The 22362-nt window shown below is 52.0% G+C and carries 29 protein-coding genes and 1 pseudogene; 18 read left to right on the forward strand and 12 right to left on the reverse strand.

All coding sequences use genetic code 11. The annotated features are described in order from the left end of the window. Window positions 1–88: 88 nt before the first annotated feature. Together OM794_RS11055 and OM794_RS11060 are read left to right on the forward strand one after the other, a co-directional pair. A complete protein-coding gene (locus tag OM794_RS11055; RefSeq protein WP_226249967.1) occupies window positions 89–1030 on the forward strand; it encodes a histone deacetylase family protein in 942 nt (313 codons plus the stop codon). 120 nt (window positions 1031–1150) lie between these two features. After that, window positions 1151–1783 carry a helix-turn-helix domain-containing protein gene (locus OM794_RS11060; RefSeq protein ID WP_133732482.1) on the forward strand — a complete coding sequence of 211 codons (633 nt, stop codon included), beginning with the start codon at window positions 1151–1153 and terminating at the stop codon, window positions 1781–1783. Window positions 1784–1814: 31 nt separating this feature from the next. On the opposite strand, the pseudogene OM794_RS11065 reads toward OM794_RS11060, so the two are convergent. From OM794_RS11065 to OM794_RS11085, 5 genes and pseudogenes are all read right to left on the reverse strand, one after another. Beyond that, a pseudogene (locus tag OM794_RS11065) lies at window positions 1815–2164 on the reverse strand (TusE/DsrC/DsvC family sulfur relay protein). Between the two features lie 2 nt (window positions 2165–2166). Further along, a complete protein-coding gene (tusB, locus tag OM794_RS11070) occupies window positions 2167–2457 on the reverse strand; it encodes a sulfurtransferase complex subunit TusB (RefSeq protein ID WP_226249969.1) in 291 nt (96 codons plus the stop codon). A gap of 17 nt (window positions 2458–2474) precedes the next feature. Continuing rightward, window positions 2475–2840, reverse strand: a complete 366-nt coding sequence (gene tusC / locus OM794_RS11075; RefSeq protein WP_226249970.1) for a sulfurtransferase complex subunit TusC — start codon at window positions 2838–2840, stop codon at window positions 2475–2477. Window positions 2841–2850: 10 nt separating this feature from the next. Next, a complete protein-coding gene (gene tusD / locus OM794_RS11080) occupies window positions 2851–3240 on the reverse strand; it encodes a sulfurtransferase complex subunit TusD (protein ID WP_226249971.1) in 390 nt (129 codons plus the stop codon). Between the two features lie 81 nt (window positions 3241–3321). Then, a complete protein-coding gene (locus OM794_RS11085) occupies window positions 3322–4002 on the reverse strand; it encodes a Bax inhibitor-1/YccA family protein (RefSeq protein ID WP_226249972.1) in 681 nt (226 codons plus the stop codon). Window positions 4003–4177: 175 nt separating this feature from the next. Here OM794_RS11085 and OM794_RS11090 point away from each other — a divergent pair, with 175 nt between their 5' ends. Further along, window positions 4178–4936, forward strand: coding sequence for a dienelactone hydrolase family protein (locus OM794_RS11090; RefSeq protein WP_226249973.1), 759 nt, complete (start codon window positions 4178–4180; stop codon window positions 4934–4936). 91 nt (window positions 4937–5027) lie between these two features. On the opposite strand, the gene OM794_RS11095 is transcribed toward OM794_RS11090, so the two are convergent. After that, the gene (locus OM794_RS11095) at window positions 5028–5198 is read right to left on the reverse strand and encodes a hypothetical protein (protein ID WP_170938591.1); all 171 of its coding nucleotides are present in this window, start codon (window positions 5196–5198) and stop codon (window positions 5028–5030) included. A gap of 136 nt (window positions 5199–5334) precedes the next feature. Continuing rightward, complete coding sequence (locus OM794_RS11100) at window positions 5335–5517, reverse strand: hypothetical protein (RefSeq protein WP_226249974.1); 183 nt, start codon at window positions 5515–5517, stop codon at window positions 5335–5337. Window positions 5518–5672: 155 nt separating this feature from the next. Between OM794_RS11100 and OM794_RS11105 the strand changes: the two genes are divergently transcribed. After that, window positions 5673–5843, forward strand: a complete 171-nt coding sequence (locus OM794_RS11105; protein WP_226249975.1) for a hypothetical protein — start codon at window positions 5673–5675, stop codon at window positions 5841–5843. A gap of 167 nt (window positions 5844–6010) precedes the next feature. After that, complete coding sequence (locus OM794_RS11110; RefSeq protein WP_226249976.1) at window positions 6011–6202, forward strand: hypothetical protein; 192 nt, start codon at window positions 6011–6013, stop codon at window positions 6200–6202. 3 nt (window positions 6203–6205) lie between these two features. Here the strand turns inward: OM794_RS11110 and OM794_RS11115 are convergent, their stop codons facing one another. Continuing rightward, window positions 6206–8944 carry an HAD-IC family P-type ATPase gene (locus OM794_RS11115; protein WP_226249977.1) on the reverse strand — a complete coding sequence of 913 codons (2739 nt, stop codon included), beginning with the start codon at window positions 8942–8944 and terminating at the stop codon, window positions 6206–6208. A 526-nt stretch (window positions 8945–9470) separates the two neighbouring features. On the opposite strand from OM794_RS11115, the gene OM794_RS11120 reads away from it, so the two are divergent. Further along, the gene (locus OM794_RS11120) at window positions 9471–9845 is read left to right on the forward strand and encodes a hypothetical protein (protein WP_226249978.1); all 375 of its coding nucleotides are present in this window, start codon (window positions 9471–9473) and stop codon (window positions 9843–9845) included. A 134-nt stretch (window positions 9846–9979) separates the two neighbouring features. On the opposite strand, the gene OM794_RS11125 is transcribed toward OM794_RS11120, so the two are convergent. Next, a complete protein-coding gene (locus tag OM794_RS11125; RefSeq protein WP_226249979.1) occupies window positions 9980–11602 on the reverse strand; it encodes a BCCT family transporter in 1623 nt (540 codons plus the stop codon). A 283-nt stretch (window positions 11603–11885) separates the two neighbouring features. On the opposite strand from OM794_RS11125, the gene OM794_RS23270 reads away from it, so the two are divergent. From OM794_RS23270 to OM794_RS11145, 3 genes are read left to right on the forward strand one after another with little or no spacing between them, the layout of a single operon-like run. Continuing rightward, window positions 11886–13373 carry a DUF1538 domain-containing protein gene (locus tag OM794_RS23270; protein WP_319001087.1) on the forward strand — a complete coding sequence of 496 codons (1488 nt, stop codon included), beginning with the start codon at window positions 11886–11888 and terminating at the stop codon, window positions 13371–13373. After that, the gene (locus OM794_RS11140; protein ID WP_226249980.1) at window positions 13370–13720 is read left to right on the forward strand and encodes a transcriptional regulator; all 351 of its coding nucleotides are present in this window, start codon (window positions 13370–13372) and stop codon (window positions 13718–13720) included. Before OM794_RS23270 ends, OM794_RS11140 begins: the two co-directional genes overlap by 4 nt. 12 nt (window positions 13721–13732) lie before the next feature. Further along, complete coding sequence (locus OM794_RS11145; protein WP_226249981.1) at window positions 13733–14122, forward strand: CBS domain-containing protein; 390 nt, start codon at window positions 13733–13735, stop codon at window positions 14120–14122. A 115-nt stretch (window positions 14123–14237) separates the two neighbouring features. Here OM794_RS11145 and OM794_RS11150 read toward each other — a convergent pair whose 3' ends face one another. Continuing rightward, window positions 14238–15485, reverse strand: a complete 1248-nt coding sequence (locus OM794_RS11150; RefSeq protein WP_413229677.1) for an ATP-grasp domain-containing protein — start codon at window positions 15483–15485, stop codon at window positions 14238–14240. Between the two features lie 510 nt (window positions 15486–15995). Here OM794_RS11150 and OM794_RS11155 point away from each other — a divergent pair. Then, window positions 15996–16937 (forward strand): cobyrinic acid a,c-diamide synthase, encoded by a 942-nt coding sequence (locus tag OM794_RS11155; protein WP_226249983.1) that lies wholly within the window; start codon window positions 15996–15998, stop codon window positions 16935–16937. Between the two features lie 104 nt (window positions 16938–17041). Further along, the gene (locus tag OM794_RS11160; protein ID WP_226249984.1) at window positions 17042–18277 is read left to right on the forward strand and encodes a toxic anion resistance protein; all 1236 of its coding nucleotides are present in this window, start codon (window positions 17042–17044) and stop codon (window positions 18275–18277) included. 35 nt (window positions 18278–18312) lie between these two features. On the opposite strand, the gene OM794_RS11165 is transcribed toward OM794_RS11160, so the two are convergent. After that, window positions 18313–18600: a hypothetical protein gene (locus OM794_RS11165; RefSeq protein ID WP_226249985.1), complete on the reverse strand. Its 288-nt coding sequence runs from the start codon at window positions 18598–18600 to the stop codon at window positions 18313–18315. Between the two features lie 264 nt (window positions 18601–18864). On the opposite strand from OM794_RS11165, the gene OM794_RS11170 reads away from it, so the two are divergent. Then, window positions 18865–19275, forward strand: a complete 411-nt coding sequence (locus OM794_RS11170) for a hypothetical protein (protein WP_226249986.1) — start codon at window positions 18865–18867, stop codon at window positions 19273–19275. A 211-nt stretch (window positions 19276–19486) separates the two neighbouring features. Here the strand turns inward: OM794_RS11170 and OM794_RS11175 are convergent, their stop codons facing one another. Next, window positions 19487–19705 carry a hypothetical protein gene (locus OM794_RS11175; RefSeq protein ID WP_226249987.1) on the reverse strand — a complete coding sequence of 73 codons (219 nt, stop codon included), beginning with the start codon at window positions 19703–19705 and terminating at the stop codon, window positions 19487–19489. A 231-nt stretch (window positions 19706–19936) separates the two neighbouring features. On the opposite strand from OM794_RS11175, the gene OM794_RS11180 reads away from it, so the two are divergent. The 6 genes from OM794_RS11180 to OM794_RS23375 all read left to right on the forward strand — a co-directional run bounded on the left by OM794_RS11180 (window position 19937) and on the right by OM794_RS23375 (window position 22307). Then, window positions 19937–20194: a hypothetical protein gene (locus tag OM794_RS11180; protein WP_226249988.1), complete on the forward strand. Its 258-nt coding sequence runs from the start codon at window positions 19937–19939 to the stop codon at window positions 20192–20194. Between the two features lie 76 nt (window positions 20195–20270). Then, complete coding sequence (locus OM794_RS11185; RefSeq protein ID WP_226249989.1) at window positions 20271–20690, forward strand: DUF3617 domain-containing protein; 420 nt, start codon at window positions 20271–20273, stop codon at window positions 20688–20690. Between the two features lie 79 nt (window positions 20691–20769). Continuing rightward, window positions 20770–21180, forward strand: a complete 411-nt coding sequence (locus OM794_RS11190) for a DUF3617 domain-containing protein (RefSeq protein WP_226249990.1) — start codon at window positions 20770–20772, stop codon at window positions 21178–21180. Between the two features lie 101 nt (window positions 21181–21281). Next, entirely contained in the window at window positions 21282–21455 is a 174-nt protein-coding gene (locus OM794_RS11195; RefSeq protein WP_226249991.1) for a hypothetical protein, read from the forward strand. A gap of 79 nt (window positions 21456–21534) precedes the next feature. Beyond that, a complete protein-coding gene (locus OM794_RS11200; RefSeq protein ID WP_264167901.1) occupies window positions 21535–22143 on the forward strand; it encodes a transporter substrate-binding domain-containing protein in 609 nt (202 codons plus the stop codon). Then, window positions 22143–22307 (forward strand): transporter substrate-binding domain-containing protein, encoded by a 165-nt coding sequence (locus tag OM794_RS23375; protein ID WP_413229678.1) that lies wholly within the window; start codon window positions 22143–22145, stop codon window positions 22305–22307. The genes OM794_RS11200 and OM794_RS23375 overlap by 1 nt, the downstream gene beginning before the upstream one ends. The last annotated feature ends 55 nt before the right edge of the window (window positions 22308–22362 follow it).

The following is a 22362-nucleotide window of genomic DNA, read 5'->3' on the forward strand; positions in this document are numbered from 1 at the left end:
ACATGAATCGCGGCTGTACGACTTATTGACACTGTCGCCCAGGCCCAGAAGGCGATTAAGGTGACATCAATAATAATGGAGCGTTGGAATGATTACCGCCTACCTTACCCACCCAGACTGCTCATTGCATCATATGGGGCCGGAGCATCCTGAAAGTCCCCAACGTCTGGAGGCCATTCGCGCTCGCCTATCGCTTGCTGGGTTATTACAGCAAACCATGCAGGCAGATGCCAAGGAAGCCTGTGAAGAGGCACTTGCCAGAGTACACCCCTTACGCCACTTGCGCTCCCTGGATAAGTGTTTGCCCACCGAAGGTATCGTTACGTTAGACAGCGATACCATGATGAACCCTAACAGCCTCCAAGCCGCACGGGTTGCAGCAGGCGCTGTTATCCGCGGCGTGGATCAGGTATTTAAGCGTCAGGCGGATAATGTCTTTTGTGCGGTTAGACCGCCAGGCCACCACGCGGAAGCCAGCGATGCCATGGGGTTCTGTTTTTACAATAATATCGCCGTGGGGGCGGCCCATGCGCGCGCCAAATATGGCGCCAAGCGTATCGCCATACTGGATTTTGACGTGCACCAGTGCAATGGCACCATTGATATATTTAAAAATGATCCCGAGGTGCTTATTTGCACCAGCTTCCAGTATCCGTTTTACCCCTGGCGCTATCTACGCAGCGAGTGGCAAAACGTTGTCAATACCCCGCTGGAAGTGGGCACCGATGGTCCTGAGTTTCGGCGCATTATCGAAAACCACTGGCTGCCTGCCCTGCACACATTCAAACCCGATCTAGTACTAATTTCTGCCGGTTTTGACGCCCACCGTGATGATCCCATGGGCGATATTTGTCTAGAGGATGAAGACTTCTACTGGATTACCCATCTCGCCATGGAGATCGCCACCCTATACGCTGATAACCGCATTGTATCGGTACTCGAAGGTGGCTATAACCCAAAGTCACTGGCCAGTGGCGTGGAGGCGCACATAAAAGCGCTTCTGGGCCTGCCGTTTTCTGAGGTGCCTTAAATTCGACGGTGCTCAATGGTCTGTAGGGCGTTCTTAGCCTCTTCAGTGCTGTGATATCATGACTGTTTACACGCGCCTTTAGAAACGCACCGTTAGACCACGCAGCCAATGTGACGACCTATGACCGCTACGACTGAAGAGCATGCCGCGCTGCGTATTGCATCGGGAAGCAAACCCTTTGTTGAACCATTGCGTTTAGGCGAGCGGCTCAAGCAAATTCGTCTCGCTAATCAGTGGACGCTGGAAGAGGTTAGCCAGCGTACAGGCCTTGCCCGCTCAACGCTGTCTAAAATTGAGAACGATCAAGTCTCCCCCACCTTTAGCGTGGTACAGAAACTCACCACCGGGCTCAACATCGACCTGCCTCAATTGCTCACGCCCCCCAAGCGGGAGCGTTATACCATGGGGCGACGGGATCTTACCCGCAAAGGGAAAGGGCAATTGCACCCCACGCCCACCTATGAGCACGAATTATTGGGTCATCAATTGGCCCAAAAACGGATGATTCCCTTCAAAACTATCGTGCGGGCACGCAGCTTTGACGAATATCACCAGTGGGTACGCCATGATGGCGAAGAGTTTTTGATGGTGCTGCACGGCGATATTATGCTTTACACCGAGTTTTACGCCCCGCTAGTGCTCGCCGAAGGTGACAGCATCTATTTTGATAGCGATATGGGCCACGCCCTGGTATCCACCAGTCCGGAAGATGCCGTTGTTTTATCGGTCTGTACACGTGGTGATGTGGCTTAGGGTTGGAAAACCAGCGGGGCATCCACACGGGTTATAGGCAGTTGGTAGGTTTCGGTAAACCGGCCAGGCGGGCAATTCGCTTTGCCGGGCTGCCCGGGAAAAGCTGCATCAGGTAGATAGAACGCCCTTTCTCTTCGCCCAGTGCATTTTTGGTGGCTTTCACAAGCGCTCGCATCGCCGGCGCCATTTCGTAACGCTGATAAAATGCCCTTACCACCTCGATGAGTTCCCAGTGTTCCGCGGTAAGTGTTATGCCCTCTTCTTCAGCCATTAAATGAGCAACAGATTCTTCCCAATCTGATTGATTAACGAGATATCCTTCCGGATCTAGCGGATATTTTTTTGTAAATCAAGATAACGGTATATTTTTGGCTCAGACATGCTTAGTACCAGGTAACTGTCTTTTCATACTGCTCAGTGAGTGCTACAAAGCCCTCCATCTCTAGGGTGGGCAGCTCATTGTTGGCAGCGGTGCAGGCAAGTCCACGGGAGGTCAGGTCTTCTGAAAGCAGGAAAATGCGCGACTGACACTGTTGCCATGCCGCCCAAGAGGTATCCAGCGCTGCAGTAACCGCTTCTTCGATCAGCAGCACAGTATCATGCTCCCCTATCGCCTGCTGCATTTGTGTGGCAGCACTGCTATCAGGCGCTTTGGTGAGGATATGTAGGATCATGGTGTGCTCACAAGTCCCTAAAAGTTAAGTATCTTGGTGTGTTGGTGCAAAAGCCCCGGGACTTCCTTATCCGCGATAAGAGTGACCCCCTCTACCAGGGAATCAGCTGAAAGGTTCATGCTTTGTAGCGCCCCTTCCGCTACCCAAAGCTTGTCAATATCGTACATTTCCAACATATCGATGGTTGGTAGCGTGGCTTTTTGGCCAGGCGCGCCACTGCTCTGCTCTTTCAACAGAGCCATTATGCCCTGCCCCATAAATAGCAACTGCACGGGCTGGCCAAAAGCAGCAGCAACCAAGGCGGCATCCAGCCCTTCACGTAACCAGTTTGAACCGTGGGGTGCGTGGCGAATTACCACTAAAAGTGCATCAGGTGGCGCCATTGGCACTCCTTTAAGCAAAGGTTATCAGGCGATCAGCGCGCTGCTGTAGCTCAAGCAATTGTCCCAGGCCGGTCAATTCAAAAGGCGGCGCTACATTGTAGGACTGCTTGCCATGCCGTTGCGCTTCTGACTCGCTCATCAGCCCGCGCCGCAGCGCTGCGGCAATACAGACATCCAGTTGAATCGCATGTTGCTGATTCAGTTCAGCCCAGGCTTCTCGCAGATTAAGCTCATCCTGAGGTGGAGCCATCAGAGATGAAGCATTATGGACGCCATCATGATAGAAAAACACACCCGTAATTTGATGCCCGCGCGATAGTAAGGCATGGGCAAAGCGCAATGCAGAGTGAGGTGCTGGGCTGCTATAGGGCGCCCCCATCACCAATAAGCCGTACTGCATGATCATAATACCTGGTAACGGTTACCCTAAAAAAACAGGCCCTGCAATAGGGCCTGTCATATCGTCTATCGCTTGCCTAGATCAATCGTTGCTCATGATACCCAAAATCGACAACAGGCTGACAAACAGATTGTAGATGGATACATAGAGCGTCACTGTGGCGAGGATGTAATTCGTTTCGCCCGCGCGGTGAATAATTTCACTGGTTTGGTACAAAATGGCTGCAGAAGCAAACAGCACGAAACCAGCTGATACCATCAGTGAAAGCGCAGGAATTTGAAAGAAGATTCCGGCCACCATGGCCAGTATCAATACGATGGCACCTGCCATCAAGAAATTGCTCAAGAAGCTAAAGTCTTTCTTAGTCGTTAGCGCGATTGCAGAAAGACCAACAAAGGTCAGACCTGTCATCGCCAGCGCATTCATAATCAACGCGCCGCCATTAGGCAAGGTCAGGTACGCAGATAGAATCGGCCCCAGTGTAAAGCCCATAAAGCCGGTAAAGGCGAACGTGGCTAATAAACCAGCCGCAGAGTTTGCGGTTTTATGTACCAAGAACATTAAGCCGTAGGCACCAATAAAGAACACAAAAATGTTCATTTGTTGGATGCCGAGGGCGACTGCAGCGCCAGCAGTAACTGCTGAGAACAGCAGCGTCATTGCCAAGAGCGCGTAGGTATTACGCAACACCTTGTTAGTGCTGACACTGTTAGCAACGCCACTCGATTGAGGACGCGCCGTACGTAAATCGTTGTAAGCCATGTGTTCATGCTCCCTAAATGGTATTTCCAACAACTGACAAGAATGCCGTTACCGAGTTCCAGACGCAAGCCTTTGTCTATGTCGCAAAGCCTGGCTAGCAAATGGTTATTCAACGTTGAATCGCCCTAACACGCTTTGTCTATGCTTGTTGGACACTTATTTGGACACCAAAGCGATGAAAAAAATTCTACTTTCTACCACCACACTGCCAATTCTAGCGCTTTCATTACCTGCCATGGCCTTCTCACCTGCCGGAGAAGATATCTCCTATCGTGTGAATGATGAGGATTTTCAAGGCTATTTTGTCTCCGCGGACGACAACGTCAAGGGTAGCATACTGATCGTCCATGACTGGGATGGGCTGGATGATTATGAACGCCAGCGTGCCGATATGCTGGCCGATGAAGGCTATGACGTATTTGCCGTAGATCTTTTTGGTGAAGGCAACCGTCCTCAAGCAGTCGAGGATAAACGCGCCGCGACCAATCGACTCTACCAGGATAGAGAAAGAATGCGCTCGCTAACCCTCGGTGGTTTAGCCCAGGCTAGAGAGCAAGGCGCTGCTGAGCAAACGGTCATTATGGGGTACTGCTTTGGCGGTGCGGTAGCACTAGAAATCGCGCGTTCCGGTGAAGCGGATAATATAGCGGCGTACTCCAGTTTTCACGGCGGACTGACCACCCCCGATGGACAAGCTTACTCAGGTGAAACCGCTCCTATCTTTATTGCCCACGGTGGTGCCGACAGTGCGGTGAGCTTAGAGGACGTCGCGACCCTGGCTGACGAGTTAGAAACCGCAGGTGTCACCTATGAGGTAGGTATCTATTCAGGCGCCCCCCACGCCTTTAGCGTATTTGGCAGTGATGCCTACCATGAACGCGCTGATGAACGCTCTTGGACAGCTTTCAATGCCTGGTTGGCTGAAATGCTTTAAATACAAGTAACCCTAGCAGAGTTCAACACTGCTAGGGTGCCTAAATACTCAGTTCAGCAGAACGTATTTGAAGCCTGTATTAAGCCGTTGCTTAACTTTGGGCTTCTTCTTCGCCCTCTTTTTCATCTTTATGTGGTGTAACGGTGGTCACCGCCGTTTGTCGCACATTTTGGGAAGAGTTATAGAGGCGAGCATCAATTACATGCAGTACCGCCAGTTGCGCAAATAGCACCGCAAAACAGACGATTAAACCTTTTAACATGGCGGCATATCCAGAGATAGTGGGACTAGCATCTGCATATTAGCCGATCGCTAGCCAAACACAATTTATTTTATGTGCCTTAACATGCCCTGTTTGGGGACGTGCGACAGTACGAGGATCTATACCGACTAATCCTTTAATCCTTCACGGATACTTTGCGCAAATCTTCAATCGTCACCCCTTCGGGTAAGTCCGACTCCTTCGCGGGCAGCCATACGGGGGAGAGATCGCTATCTTCTCGACCATCTGCATACCGATGACCTGGAATACGGTAAACGATCTGACTGTGGTGGTGATCCCACGCAAATACACGATCCATATGCTTATCCTACCTATAAAAAGAGAGCCCTATTGATGACATGACCAAAGATATGACCTGCACACTGGGCATGATGTTCCGTCACCTATTATCGACACATGCGATACCTATGAGGTTAAATGTCAAAAGAGTTATTTGCTGACAAGGAGTTACCAATGAAAACACTCATCGCCCTTTGCCTGATTACCTTTACGCTGGCAGGCTGTAGTTCAGGCCCCACCTCATCTAGAACGGCAGACTGCCGCCAACTCGCAGAGGAAGCTGGTGATACCATGGTCTACGGCGACTGCATACGCGGCACCCAAGTGAATAAAGCTGGCTTTTAATAACCCCGTCAGTTTTTGGATTGAAACTGAGCATGAGCACCACATAATCAACGCCCATGCCAAAAAAACTAGGCGTCAACGAACTACTCGCCGCTGATCGTGGCGCAACCCAATACCAAACCTGATTAATGCAGCCGCCCGCCGGTGCCACCTTTGGCGACTTATTCATGCAAGCGAAAAAGGTTTGCAACGCCACCGTGCTAGGCCTTGCCAACAGCAGCGATGACAGCGAAGGCAGCATGCTTAACCCAGCCACTGACCGACCACTGAAGGATGGGGACATTATTTACTACATGGCCAATACGCGGCTTTCACAGCAACAACTGAGTGAGCTGCTCACCGAGGCGCACACAGTGTAGAACTTAGACGTTGTTGCTGGCTTGGGGGTTACCTGCCCGCCGCAATACGACCTTCTCAACCTCCAGCACTATCATCATAGCGACACCGATAGTGATGATTAACACCCCATCGGTAATCCTCACTGGCCGACTATCAAACAGGTGATGCATTATCGGTAGATACGTGAAGGCAAGCTGAGCAATGAAGACCACCGTCACCGCTATCAACACAGCGGGGGTTCCCAACACGCCACGCCAGTTAAACGACGTCATGTGCAGGTAGCGCACATTGAACAGATAGAACACTTGAAGCACCACGACGGTGTTAACCACTAAAGTGCGACTCAAGGGCAGCTCATCTCCTCGGCCAAGCGAGTAGAAGAACATCCCTAGTGCTGCTATCAAAAACAAAAACGACACAAACACGATGCGCCATACCAGGAAGGGGGTCAATAGCCCCTGCCCTGGAGGCCTTGGCCGACGCTGCATGACATTGGGCTCAGCCTTCTCAAACGCCAGCGACAAGCCGAGAGTGACCGCCGTGATGAGATTGATCCATAGGATCTGGACGGCTGACATCGGCATGGCGAAACTAAACACAATCGCGGCAATGACAGCCAGCACTTGGCCCCCATTGGTCGGTAACGTCCAAGCCGTTACCTTGCGAATATTGTCGTAGACCACTCGGCCTTCATGCACTGCAGCCACGATAGAGGCGAAGTTATCGTCGAGCAGAACCATCTGTGAGGCTTCTTTTGCCGCATCGGTGCCTTTATGTCCCATACCAACACCAACATTTGCCTGCTTCAACGAGGGCGCATCATTAACGCCATCACCGGTCATAGCCACGATGGCACCGGTCGCTTGCAGCGCTCGAACAATACGCAGTTTATGTTCGGGGTTGGTACGGGCAAAAACACTGGTCTCGCTAACGATGCCAGGTAGATCACTATCAGCAATGTCGTCGAGCTCACGCCCCGTTATTACGTGCGGGTCATCATCGAGCCCTAACTGGCGTGCAATAGCCGCTGCCGTCGCGGCGTGATCGCCGGTAATCATTTTCACCTTAATACCCGCGGAATGGCACTCTTTAATGGCGGCCATTGCCTCCTCCCGCGGCGGGTCGATAAAGCCGATTAAGCCAACAAAAACCAACTCATCATTGAGGTCAGCGAACGACAGTTTATGGGTGCTGGGTGGAACCTGCTTAATCGCTAAACCGAGCACTCGCTCGCCCTGGGCAGCCGCCTTTGCGATACGTGCCGTCCAGGCATCCTTCTCCAGCGGCACGCTTCCCTCATCAGCCGCCTGAAGTGAGCATAGTTGCAGCAATTCGTCCGGAGCCCCCTTGACGAATACCCGTGCCCCCTCCGTCGCATGGCAGTTTAGCGTGGCCATAAAGCGGTGCTTGGCATCAAAAGGGATCTCGGCAACGCGGGGCCACTCTCGCCGGGTGGCGTCAGGCTCCAGACCAGCCTTGATGGCCAATACTACTAGTGCCCCTTCCATAGGATCGCCTATCGCATGCCACTCTCCATCGCTATGGATCAGTTGGGCATCGTTGCACAGTAGTCCAGACAGGATCAGGCTATCGATATCCGTCGGCCATGTATCTTTAGTGGCCTTCTCCGCCGTTAATTGTCCTTCCGGCACATAGCCCGCCCCCGACACCGTCATGCGGCCACTAGGGGCCTCCAGTCGACGCACGGTCATTTCATTACGTGTTAGCGTACCGGTTTTGTCAGAGCAAATGACTGACGTTGCCCCGAGTGTTTCAACTGCGGGCAACTGGCGGATAGCGGCGTTGCGTCGTGCCATACGCTGCACACCGATAGCCAGGGTGATGGTAATGACCGCTGGCAGGCCTTCTGGTATCGCTGCGACGGCCAAGGCCACCACCGCTATGAGCGCCTCCGACCAGACATGACCGCGCATCAATACCGCGAAGGCAAACAGTACGACGGTGACAGCCAACGTCACCCAGGTGAACTGCTTGCCGAAGCGATTTATCTGCTCCAGCAGCGGCGTGGTGAGTGGTTGAACATCGCGCAGCAGTGTACTGATTTGACCGATCTCAGTATCACTCCCGGTGGCCACCACAACCCCTGTCGCTTGCCCAGTGGCTACCAGCGTGCCTGAATAAGCCATGGAGTGACAGTCGCCTAACGCGGCCTCCTTTGGTGCTGGTGCCACCCGCTTCTCTGCCGCCACCGACTCGCCGGTCAAAATAGCTTCCTCGATTTGCAATGAGCTGGCACGAATCAGGCGCAGATCCGCAGGCACGCGATCTCCTGCTTCCAACGAAACAATGTCACCCAAAACAATCTCATCAACGGGCACTTCAGTATGTATTCCTTCCCTAACCAGGTGGGCTTGTGGTGCGATAAGGTTGCCGATTGCGTTGAGTGCTTTCTCTGCCTTACCTTCCTGCACAAAACCGACCACGGCGTTGACCAAAACCACGGCAACAATGACCGACGCATCCACAAAATGCCCCAGCAAAGAAGCGGCGACGGCAGCCGCCAAAAGGAAATAGATCAGTGCGTTATGAAAATGCGCGAAGAATCGAAGCAGCAGATGTCGACCAGCAACTGCCGGCAACTGGTTGCGTCCATACTTCTCTAATCGCCTTGCCGCCTCATCTACGCTCAGCCCCGATGGTGAAGTCTTCAAGTCGGCAAGGACATCCTCGGCGAGCCTGGCATGCACTGCTTTTGGCAGGCTTTCTGATAGCGCATCGGTGTGGGCAGTAGGGGTTTCCATGCTGTCTCCCAAACAAGCAAAAACTGAAGCAGTAAGGTTTTGTCGCTACAGATTGCAGCACCAGCGTTGCAGTGCCTGGCATCTGCTTAACCGGCTCGTAAAGGTAGGCGGCTGCAACCGTTGATTTACAATATGAAGTGCCTTGGCGAGAGCGCGCTTTTAGCAAACCTCAATGACATAAACAGCATGATTTTATCAGTTAACTCATTGATCTTAGCAAAGAGCTAGATAATGCTCACTACCATGCCCAAATTAAAAGAGTGCTAATCTTCACCTTCTATTATTGAGCCTAAATTAGCTGTAATTTTTTTTTGGAACAGTGTCAGCACACCCGCCAGGAGAAACATAAAATCCATCAAAAGCAGGAGCATAAGTCGTATTGAAACAAATACCCATTATACTTAACGGATACTCGCCAATAATTATTTCGCATAAAAACATTGATATCGATCAAGGTAGTAACAATTAATTTTTCAGTAAAAGTGACGAATACTATACTTTTCTGATCACGTAAGGAGGACAGACAATGACAACATCAGCGTTTCAAAAAGATTCCCCTAATACAGCCAATACCAACGTATTTAATAACAATGACTTGCTTGTTTTTTGGTATCAACCTTGGGTTGAAACATCTCATTCGGCAGCCAAGCTACACTGTATTTGGCTGGAAACACTTAATGACGCATTTCGCCATGAAATCGACTTTCTTGCGGCCATGGCACCCGTTTATAGCAAACTTACACACTGCATGCTGGGCGTCAACGGGCCGCTGACACCGGAATCGATGACATCCTGCTACCATCAAATCGCTGGCGAGATGACAGAAGCAACATTTAACCGTATACGCCGGGTATCGGAACTCAGCGAAGACTTTAAAGAGCGTATTTGGTGTGAACTGTAGGAAACGACATCGATGCGGCCATCAACAGACGGCCTGATCGCTTAAACGCAGTGGCGCATTTGAAGAGCGGTGGCTGGGGACATGCCCAGCCACCGCTCTTCTATTTAATACCTACTGTTTAACTATCTACTTGCCTATTCATCCGGCGCTAACTCCTCCCGCTTGGGTGGATTGCCCACCCTTACCTCGCTCAGATCCTCATGGGAAAGGCCCCGGTACAACGCGAACATCATAGCAAACACCAAAATGAACATTGGCAGGCCAACTACCGTAATCACTTCCTGCAAGGCGGTAAGCCCGGCATCACCTGCAAGCACAATCAGCATCGCGGCCAGCATGCCCTCAGAGACGCCCCAAAACACGCGTTGGTGCCATGGGCCGGGATCCGCACTGCCGGTGCATAGCATATCTACAACCAGGGATGCAGAGTCGGATGAGGTGGCAAAGAAGATAGCGACGATCACAACGGCCAACCCCTGAATTAAGGTGGCGGCCGGGAAATTCTCAAAGAACGCGAACATGGCGAGTGGAATGCTTTCACCTACGGCGGCGGATAAAAGGCCAGCCTGATCGCCCAGTGCTTCTCGGGCATCAGCGCCAATCCCATCAATCTCCATTGCCGACCAACCAAAGATCGCAAACCAAACCAACGTGAAGATGGAGGGGGCGAAAAGCACGCCAAGGACGAACTCGCGAATCGTACGCCCGCGTGAAATGCGCGCTACAAAGATGCCGATAAAGGGCGACCACGTTACCGTCCAGGCCCAATAGAAGACTGTCCAGCTACCCTGCCACCCCCAGGCACCGCCCTCTCTGGAGTAGCTTGCAAGCGTGTCATTCCAGAACGCCATCGGCAGCAGGTTCGTTATATAGAGGCCGAAGGTTTCGACCACCGCCCGCAAAAGGAAAACGGTCGAACCGGTAAAGAGCACAAACAGCAACAGGCCAACGGCCATGGCGATATTGATATTGGAGAGGCGCTTCACGCCTGAATCGAGCCCCGCGACAATCGACCCCACGGCGACAGAGGTGAGTATGGCGATAATGATGACTTTGGTGATAACGGCATCTGGAATATCAAACAGTTCCGTTAGCCCCGCGTTGATCTGTTGGGTACCCAAGCCGATAGAGACGGCCACCCCAAACAGCGTGCCCAGTATCGCGAAGACATCAAGGGATTTGCCCAGCGGCCCGTAAATGCGCTCACCTAGCAGCGGATAAAATACTGAACTAAAGCGCATCGGCAAGTTGTAGCGATAGATGAAGTACGCAAACGCCAACCCTGGCATCGTGAAAATCGCCCAGGTATGCAGCCCCAGATGATAGATCGAAAAACTCATGGCATCGTCGGCGGCTTCCACAGAGAAAGGCACAACATCCGGCCTGGGTGGGTTAGAAAAGTGGGAAATAGGCTCCGCCACCCCCCAGAACATCAACACCGTTCCGATTCCCCCCGCGAACAGCATGGTGAACCAGGAAATATTGTCGTAGGCTGGCTTTGCATCATTGCCGCCCAAACGGATCGCCCCGTAACGGCTAAGCGCAGCCCACAGCAGAAAGGCCACCCAGCTCGTCACCCCTAAAATAAAGAACCAGCCAAGGTTGGTAACGATCCACTCCCGCCCTGCACCAAAGGCCTCCCCTATGGGGCCCGGCGCAATCAGCAGCACCACAAGAAAAAGGATCATGATCCCTGCGGACGTAAAAAAAATAGTGGGATCCGTCTTGAGACCCAGTTTCCTCGCTAGTGCATCCATTATTATTCCTCCCCTGTCGTTCCAACAACATAGGAGTCATTGGCCGATAACGCCAAGGCGTCAGCGAACCTGGTTTTTCACTACGAAGGCTCCACCGCTTGACCATAGGCACGTACGTGCGAGATTAACGCCCACAATATAAGTGATGGTTGCTTAGATAGGGGAAGTCACCGAGTCTGATCGTCTCTGACTCAAGTCATCTTCAGTGGGCTTTAACATGCTATTGTTTAGCTACCTGATACACCACAGGCACACAAGCTCATCGCTAACAGAGAGGTACTCAGTGTTCTACGTTCGCGCTTTCGGCCAATCGTTGTTACACGCCTTGAAAAATTTGTTGCCGATTGTGGCGGTCGTGGTGTTTTTCCAATTGGTCGTACTTCAACAAGCGCCTGAAAATACGCTGAGCATGGCAGTCGGTTTGTTAATCGTGGCGGTAGGCGTTGCGCTGTTTCTTCAGGGCCTTGAGTTGAGCATCTTTCCGGTCGGCAAAAGTTTGTCCAATCAATTTGCCAAAAGAGGCTCGGTGCCGATTCTACTGGCGTTTGGGTTTGCGATGGGATTTTCTGCTGTGGTCGCCGAGCCGGCGCTAATTGCGGTCGCTCAGCAAGCCCAGGATATTAGCGCTGGCAAAATTGATGCACTCACACTCCGCTTGCTGGTTGCCATCTCCGTCGGCATGGTCATTGCGCTGGGGGTTTTCCGTATTATCATCGGCTACCCTCTGCACTGGTTTATGATCATAGGCTATATCACGGTTGTCATTGTCACCTGGTTTGCCCCGGAAGAAATCATTGGCCTGGCCTATGACTCAGGGGGTGTTACCACCAATATTGTCACGGTTCCCCTGATTGCTGCCCTGGGGATTGGCCTGGCCGCGTCCATCCGCGGCCGAAACCCGTTGACCGATGGTTTTGGATTGGTTGCATTGGCCGTCATGGTGCCGATGATCACCGTGCAGCTCTACGGCATTATCGTCTACAGCGGCGAGGGCTTAGACGATGTTCAGGTGTTGGCTCCAAAGAGTGAAGGTAACGCAATTTCCGGCGCGCTTAAAATGCTGTTGGAACTGGCTGAGATGTTGCGAGACGTGCTGCCCATCATACTAACCATCCTATTCTTCCAATACATTGTGCTGCGGCGCGGACTCTCTAACCCTCGCAAAATAGTGTTTGGCTTTGTGCTGGTCATTTTTGGGCTCTACGCCTTTGTGGTGGGCCTCAAAATGGGGCTTTTCCCGATCGGCACCAGCATGGCCGAACAACTCATCGAGCTGGAACGCTTCGGCTTTATTTATCTATTTGCCTTTATGATTGGGTTTGCTACCACCATGGCCGAACCAGCGTTGCTGGCGGTGGGTAAGCAAGCAGAAGAAGCTGCCGCAGGGCGGATTAACGGCAACGCTATTCGACTGCTGGTTGCCCTTGGCGTGGCCCTTGGCATCAGCATTGGAGTGCACCGCATCATTGTCGGTGGCTCAATGCATTACTACATCATAGGCGGCTACACACTAGTGATCATCCTGACCGCGCTAGCGCCTAAATATATCGTTGCCCTGGCTTACGACTTGGGAGGAGTCACTACCTCTGAGGTCACCGTGCCGCTGGTAACCGCGCTGGGCATTGGTTTAGCCGCCAATATTGAGGGCCGCAGCGTCCTGATTGACGGTTTCGGGCTGATTGCTTTCGCGTCTATTTTCCCTATTGTTACCGTTATGACCTATGCCATTGTGATGCATTGGTGGACAAATCGCAGAGAGGTGCACTCATGAAGTTTTCCGTTCTCGTTGCCATTGTTCCGGAAGATCAGGAACAGGAATGCATCGATTCCGCCCGTGATCTTGGCGCCGGGGGCATTACCGTGATGACAGGTCGTGGCATAAGCAATACCGCTAAGAAAACCTTTTTCGGGCTTACCTACGACGGTAGCCAGAGCGTTCTGGTAATGGTGCTCGAAAAAAGCCTGTCACTGCAAATTCTAAAAGCCATCCAACAGCTACTGATGCCCCAGGAAAACGACTCTCAGGGGCTGGTGTTTACCTTTCCGCTAGAGCATCTCGGCGGCATTGACGTATCCCAGTTCCATAAATTTGAACAACACTTGAAAGAGAATATTTGAGGAGCTTCAGTGATGAAACTGGTCAAGGATGTGATGGTTAGCGATGTAGCTTGCGTTTCCCCCTTTGCTAAACTTCGGGAAGCGCTAAGCTTGATGAAGAAGCACAACGTAAAATCGTTGGTTGTTGAGAAGCAGCATCCCAACGATGCCTATGGGCTTATCACCTACACCAATATTCTTAAAACAGTGGTGGCTGAGGAAGGCGATATCGACCTTCTTAACGTCTATGACGCCTGCGCCAAACCAGCGCTGTCGGTCGGCAAAAGCCTGTCAGTACGGCAGGTAGCAGCAATGATGACCGAACACCGGGTAAAGCGCATTTTGGTACTGGAAGACAACGACCTGCTAGGTTTTGTCACCATGGACGATATCATGGCGGTCTTGCTGGAACAGGTAGAGTAGTCGCGAAATACTTAAATGGAAAAGCCAAAAAAGGCGCTGCTACCAGCATCAGGGTGTTGAGACCGCCTGATACTAATAAAAGCGCCCAGGGTTCAGCTTACTGCATTAACCAAGGTTAGACGTAAAAGTCCAGATCCTCTTGGGCTTTCAGCAGATCGCGCATTTTGATGGGGTCGTCACCAAAGAAGAAGATCAGGCCCCAGTGTGTTCCGAAGGCTGACCGGTCAGGCACTGTCTCTTCAGCGGGGGCGACCAGTTCATGTGACTCGAAGTATGGGTGATTAATCGTTTCTTCGGGCATTTCCAGCTTACTGACCACACGACGGCGTGGATACACGCCAAAGCAGCCTGCATACCCCTTAGCATCGACCACTTCTTTGGGGAAGAAGGCAGCCACCTCCTCTTTGGTACTTTTCGGATCGAACACCAGCATCGATGCCTGATAAGCGTTAAATCCGTAGGCCTTCTCAATCAGCTCAAACGCTTTAAAACCGGGGGGGCGGTAAGCAACCTCGCCAAAGTACATTTCACCGTCAGCCGTCACGAAGTACTCGGGATGAATCAAGCCAAACTGGATATCGAAGGTTTTGATCAGCAACTCGATCTGCTTGGTAATCGCATTGCGCCAGCTCTCGAGCTCTGCGGTTGCGGGTACAAATACTGAGTAGCCTAACGTTACATATTCCGAAATGTTCAGAAACTGAATTTTTCCATCGTGTATCCAGGCTTCAACGGCAAACTCCCATCCGCTCAAGTGGCTTTCCATCAGCAGCGGATACTCTTCATCCGGGATGTTATCGATCTCTTCTATTGTGCGAATCATGCGGTGGCCAAGACAACCGGCCTTGTCGAACGCTTTGACGTGAATCGGGTCATCCGGATCACCATCCAGTTTAAGCAACGTCTGATTGACGCGCTTCATAAAGCGGACAACATCCTCTTTCTCGTGCGCCTCTTCGAATATCCCGACGCGTATACCACCCAACTGCGCGCGGCGCTTCATCAATGCCTTGTCGCGGAACAGAATGGACTGCCCGAACATGCGTGGGCTGTCGAGGAGAACAGAGTTGATCGCGCCCGACCACTCAACGGTTTCTTCAAACAGCGGGATGGCAACATCAACCCCCTCTTCCTTCAACCGTACAGCAATTTCCATGGAGCGATCATTCAGACGAATAAAGTCCCATGGAATAAAAGGAATATTATTAGCGGTGCAGAAATCTGCTGCCCACTCGGGCGCCACAACGATGTAACGACGGTCAAATTTTTGCGCCGCCTTGATCGCATTGATGCTCCAGCCCAATAGAGCGATATAACCTTTGTTTGGATCTTTGGGAGTCTCCGTACCTTTGACCGAGTCCATTTCCGGATCACGCCAAGCCGCTACTGCTTCGGGCATTTGCTTTTCTGATGATATCGACATTCGATGTCCTCCTTGCTGGCTGACCCAAATTGACTGGGCTGAGATTGGAGCGCACCAAGTGAACTGAGCCACGGTCAGTTGTGTGCAGGAGCGATTATTGAGTAAGCCAGCATTAGGAAAGTTTTTAGCGCACCCGTGTAACTAAGTTAGTCGATCCAGTTACATATGGCAATTAAACTGTAGAGTTTTTGTGAAATTGTTGTAGAGGTTATCTCACTGTTAGATTGAAATACTTTCTAAAGCGCTATTGATCGGCAACCATTCTAAAGCCTCAAGCGGCGGGCCTGTTAAACGCTTGCTCAGCCTACGAACCCTTGGCTACCAATACCGGTAAGATTAAATAGCAGTTCACAGTCAGCGCCCTGCCGTTGCACAACGGGTGCTTAGCGTCCCAACCTCGGTTACTCTACACTTCTGTTTGCGCTCCATGACTGAAGGATAGCCATATCTATGTTGGGATTCCTGCAGGGATTTTCCTATGGCCTGTTTATGACCTGCCTGCCCTGGCTACTGGTCGGCCTGTTCAATCCTGGCTTGGCGGTTCCAGTGATGGCGCCCAGTCGCCTCCAGGTGATCGCCCGCTATTGCTTGGTAGTCCCTTCCATCAGCATGCTGCTGTGGCTGACCTCCCTATGGGGTGGGTTCAGCCCTAGCCTGTTTGGTTGGCTTACAGGCCTTGTTGCCATTCCTGTGGCACTCCCCGCCGAGCGAACGCTACGCGGCTGGCTGTCCCGCCGTCGCCAGCGTCGCCATGAGGCCCAAAGAGAGGCTGAAGCACAGCGTCGCCGTGCTCAGGAAGAACGCAATGCCTTTGAAGCGGGCGTCCTGGTGCTCGATCCCGCAAGACCACCCGAGGGAGCCAACGATTTGGTATTGGCCATGTGCCGGGTAAAGCAGCGCCTACTCGACGTCCAGCGCCCCGATCTAGCGATCCTCTCCGATCGGCTCTACAGCCGCTATCGTCACGTGATGGACGTACTGGGTGAGCGGTTCCACACTGGAGAACTGGCCTTCGAACGTTCGCAAGGGCTGGTCACTCAAGTGTGCTTTGGCGCGGTTGATACATTGACAACCATGGCGTCACAGGCACGCGGAGTGGTGAGTGTGGATGGCAACTACGTGAGAAGTCGGCTGGAGCGGGAGGGCAAACGGTTAAGCGATGAGGAACGGGCCGCCCTGGTGCGGCGCCTTGATCTGCTCGTGGAGACCGAACATAGCCTGAATAAACTCTCCGCCCGCATCGAGTCCGCCCTGACCGTCCTCGACGATACCGCTGTTTCCATGGCCCGTATCGAGACGGCCCGTCCCCAGGCGTCGGTCACCACTGAGAAAGCGCTGGAGGATCTGCGCCTCTTTGTAGAAGGCGCCGAGCGTTATGCACGCAAGGAGTAATCCAACCTTCATTGCCACCGCGTAGCTTTCTCTATATTTTTCGTTAATCGTTTACTTTGATAGCGCTTTTTAAATCGCTCATTTTAATAGCTTGGGAGAACTCTATGGCTCAGCAACCTGATGACGGACGTCGACTCTCCCTGCCACCGGTGGACGAGATCGCTGATCAGTTGGAAGCCAGACACTTCGCAGCTAGTCAGGCCGATTCGACCGCCACTGACGCGCATGGCATAGACCTTGAGATAGATCTTGAAATAGACCCTGAACTTGAAGCCATGGCCGACCGCTTTGTCGAGGATATCCTTGCCGAAGGTGATGAGGAGTCTACGATTCGCCAGCGCCGTGCCGTTGACGAGATGGGGCTTGAGTTGCAACAGCAGGCAGCCCATCGCAGTGCCATGCTACAAACGCCGCTGCGCAAGCTGGCCCACCAGGGTGACGAAGGCGGGCCAGTTGCCAAGGCACTGACCGATTTGCGTGGGCGCATGGAAGGGCTCGATCCCGCGCGCCACCGCTTGGCGCCGACCACGCTGGATCGCGTTCTGGCGGTCATTCCCGGCCTCGACAGTCGTCTGCAGCGCTACTTTCGCAAGTTCGAGAATACCCAACAAGCGCTTGACGCGATCATCGAAGATCTGGAAAGCGGCCGCGACATGCTACACCGTGACAACCTCACCTTGAACGATGACCAGCAGGCGTTAACTAAAATACTAGGCGAGCTGAACCGCCAAATTGCCCTGGGCCGCATAATCGATCGCCGTCTGCAAGATGAAATCGCCGCTCGCGATAGTGATGATCCGCGGCGTCACTTCCTAGAGGAGGAGTTGCTCTTTCCCCTGCGTCAGCGCATCGTCGACCTACAGCAGCAACTGGCTGTAAGTCAGCAAGGCGTGCTGGCGCTGGAGGTCATCATCCGCAACAACCGAGAGTTGATGCGCGGTGTGGACAGGGCGATTAACGTCACCGTCTCGGCGCTCACCGTCGCGGTCACTGTGGCGATGGCGATGGCGAATCAGCGCTTAGTGCTGGATCGCATCGAAGCCCTTAACACCACCACAGCGCAGATGATTGGCGGCACCGCCAAAGCGCTACGTCAACAAGGCGTGGATATCCAGAAACGGGCCTCCTCCGCAATGCTCGACATGCAAGTACTCGAGGAGGCGTTCAGGGAGGTAATGGGTGCCATTGACGATCTATCCAGCTACCGGCAAGACGCCCTGCCCCGTCTGGACGAGCAAATCAACCGCATGGCGGCCCTGGCGAAGCAGGGAAATGCCTCCATTGAGCGTCTTCAAGAAGGTAACAAGTCGCAACCTCAGGAGGGTCGCGACCCCAGCTGACTGTGGCAGCTGATAGCTATTTGAAACGATGATAGCTATTTGAAACGATCAGAGGCGTCCCGGAAGGCTTTGCGCATTAGCTCCCAAGAGTCTTCCATACCTTGACGGACACTCTCCCAGGCCGCTCCACTGGCATGCTGGAGCTCTTCGAGCCTTTGCTGCGTTTCCGCCTGTCGCTTCTTGAGCCGCTCGATGTCCTCTTGGTACTTCACCCTCGCCTCGTCGCTCGCCTGACGCGCCTTGGCAGACAACTTATCGATATCAGCATTCCACTCGTCGAGCCTGGCTTTCATTTCTTCAACGAATTCGTCACGTTGCCGCATAGCGTTCTCCCCTCGTGGTAACGGATTTGGCATCAATCTCTGTCTAGACTAGCTGGAAACCTAGCCGAATTCATGGTGTTAGTTTTAGGGGTTAGGTCAGGCGCAGGAAGCAAACGGTCTGCTAGCGATACCAGCGCTTAAAATATGTCCTATTTGAATAGTTACGGTATTGGCAAGCCGAGCACTCAGGCCAAAGAGGAATTGAACGAAGCCATATAACACCGCTATATTGCTGGTTTCTAAACTAAGTATAAGGGGACAACGTTGGATAAGGCCGCCTACCACAAGCGTTGGGATCAGCTCGAGCAGATGCAGCGGGAATATAGCAACCTGCCGGAGTCTGGCGTCGAAAATATCGTAGCACTGCACAAAATGCTGATTAACACCTTTCGGGAGTTTGTCATTGCTTGTTATTGCGACCACTGGCGTGATGCCTACCGAGGTGCTGCACTCCCCCTCGACGCTGATCGAGACGTGCTAATAGTCCGTGCCATCAAAGCTCACCACTGGACACTAGGCATTGCCTCTAGCCTCACCAACTACGACCTTTCCCTTTCTCTGGTTGATGAGCTGGCAACGTTCAAAATGACGGAAATGGCCGTTCACGTTTCGTATATGAACCTGCAGGCACTTCCCAAGGGGGAGTATCAATCACTTATTCAACCACATGAATAATGGTAGATAGGCGGACAGCACAGGCATTTGGCATCGAAAACGTTCATCTGATAAATATAATCCTCTATGACGATCTATTCGTTGAGCATTTTCAGTGAGCGAAGCAAGCCAGAATGCCCCCTATTGCTATCAGTATCAGATCAAGGGGGGGCATCATGAAAGAAGCACACTTAAGAGTTTGTTTACTAGACGGTGGTCATCGGACTGCTAACTACGTCTTTTTACCGGTGATTCCATCAGTCACCTTTCGCAAGCCCTTTTCAACGAGATGCTCATCATCGTTCTCTGCGTCCACATCAAACGTAGAGCGAGAGACACGCACGTTTAACTCAGCACCACAAGCATCGCATTTGGGGATTTCCTTTGAGGCTTCATTAACGACGGGGTTGTATTCCTTACCGCACTGTTCGCACTTATCGAAATGCTGCATGGCAGATCTCCTTTTGCCGTACCCAATCCTATTGAACTGCGAACAGAGGAATAGGTTCCATAAGCACACGGTGAAATGATGGCGGGGAGTATCATGCCCACCGTAAGCGTGGCGGAAAATATTAAAAGACCGCGCCAGCATCAAGGCACTGGAAAGTACTTGAAAGGAAAGTTATTTGTGTTTTATCTCGACCTTGATAAGTACATCAATAGTACCACCAGCCTATAGGCAATGGAGAAAGGCCTAAACCTGAATTCAACCAATAAGTGCAGCCCTGGCACCCCAACAACGCCAGAACCACTAGCCGCCGCTGCCTCTTACTCAGAAGCAACTGCACCCGCACTGGATCCAAAACCAGAAACGGTCACGATCAGCCGAGGTGAGTACGGCCAGCTTTTAACCGATCAAGCCAAGCTGCGCGCCCTGGAAGCCATGGGCGTCGATAACTGGTCTGGCTATAGCGATGCCATGGAACAACTGGCCGCTTGATATAGCCCCGCTAACATTTCAGCCCTAACTTGAGTTATTCTTAACATCCTTAAATTCTAAATGAGAGGAGAAAAGAATGCTGAAGAAAAGCCTGCTTGCTACGCTGCTGGTTGCAGCTTCAATGCCTGCTTGGAGTCTTGATATTAAGCCAGGTCATTGGAAAATGACACGAAATATGCAAGGCAACCTCCCTCCAGAATTAACGCAAGAGCTAGCATATGAGGAGTGTATTACTCAAGAAGAGGTTGACGATCTTGAAGGTACTTTTCGGGAGAGTATGACGGCAGCGAATGCTCATGACTTAGTATTTACACATAGTGAAAACACTCTGAATGTGACAGCAGCTATTACAGCATCCAATCCAAGTATAAGTATGGATGTAACAATGACTAGACATAGTGATGAACACACTAGAACCATTAGCGAGGTAAGTCCTGAAGGTGGGGAGCCATTCACAATAATTCAAGAAGGACATTGGGTTAAAGAAGACTGTTAAACTTTTATACACACTCATAAATTTGAGAACAAAAGCCAGTCACTCGTAACCTTCATCTATTTTATAATTGGAGAAAAAGATGCTACGGAAGAGCCTAATTGCCACACTGCTGGTAACAGCTTCGCTGCCTGCTTGGGCTTTTGAATTGAAGCCAGGTCTGTGGGAACAGACCATTGAAAGTAATGCTCTTGGTGGTGAGACCCCGCAGGAAATGACCGATCAGCAATGTATTACAGAAGAGGAAGCTAAAGACCCTGAAGCGGCATTTCGCAGTGACTTCAGTGAGGCTGGATTTACTGATATTGAGTTCACGCAGAGCGGCAACACAGTTCATGCTTCTGCGTCTAATTCATACGGTGATCAAGATGTTGAGATTAATATCACCATTACGCAGCATAGCGAAGAGCACACTACCTCCAAGACCGAGCTGATTAGTAGCGAAACAATTACAACGACCCAAGAAAACCGTTGGATTGCAGGAGACTGCTAACGCAGCTCCATCGCTTAATACGCGCTGATTTAAGGCCACCCACTGAGGTGGCCTTTTTGATGCCTGCTATTCATCACTACCCACTCTACGGAGTACTCGCAATGTCCCACCCAACCGATGTGACCAAGTTCCTAGAGGACTTGGACGGCGGCGTATTGGCTGAACGCCTGGGTAAGATCCTTAGCCATGCAGCAGCGTCGGCAACGGACAACCCGAAAAAGAAAGCCAAAGTGTCGGTTGCCTTGACGGTCGGAGAATTGGCTCTTGCAGTTTAATCAGCAAACCGTAGATCCTCCACGGGGGGCATGCTAATTTAACCAAAACCTGATATAAAAACGAAAAAAAGAAAGCAATATGTCCCACCTCTCAGTAGGTATAACAACTGTACTTACATCACTACTATTCGCCGTTCCAGCCCACCCTGATACCCCGCTGCGTCTCGCCGTCGTGGACGTTCCCTTCGAGCCTTTCGAGTATCGTCTACCAGATGGCACTCTGACTGGCTTCGAGGTGGAGCTGGGAGAAGAAGCGTGTCGACGCATCGAACGCGAGTGCGAGTGGGTGGAGCAAGGCTGGGATGGCATCATCCCTGGTTTATTGGCACGCAAATACGACGCTATCATGTCCTCCATGGCGATCACCGATGCACGTCGCGAACAGGTACTGTTCTCCGAACCCTACTACAGCAACCCTAGTGTTTGGGTGACACTGACAGGCCAAGAGATTGATATTGAGGATCATGAAGCTCTTGAAGGTCTTTCGGTAGGTGTGCAGCGTGGCACCATCCGCGATGAATACATTACCGATACCTATGGCGATCTTGTCGACGTACGACGCTATGCAACGGACGAAGATCTTGCTGTAGATGCTAGAGCCGGTCACATAGACGATATTACCCACTCGCGCTGTCGTCACTCCAAGTCAATGCTGAAGGCAGCGGAATCGCTACCAGCTCGCCGCTGATCCGCGAGCCCAAGAGCTATTTCGGACACGGAGTCGCGGCAGCCTTCCACCCTCGCAATGAAGCGTTGGCGGAGCAGTTCAATGAAGCACTGAGAGAGATCAAGCAAGACGGCACCTATGATGAGCTAATGCATAAGTACGTCGACTACAACATCAAGATTTGAGTAGCTCGCCTATCCAGGATGCATAGCACCGAGAGAGCAGCAGCTGATGTGCCCC

Source organism: Halomonas sp. BDJS001 (assembly GCF_026104355.1).
Lineage (GTDB): Bacteria > Pseudomonadota > Gammaproteobacteria > Pseudomonadales > Halomonadaceae > Vreelandella.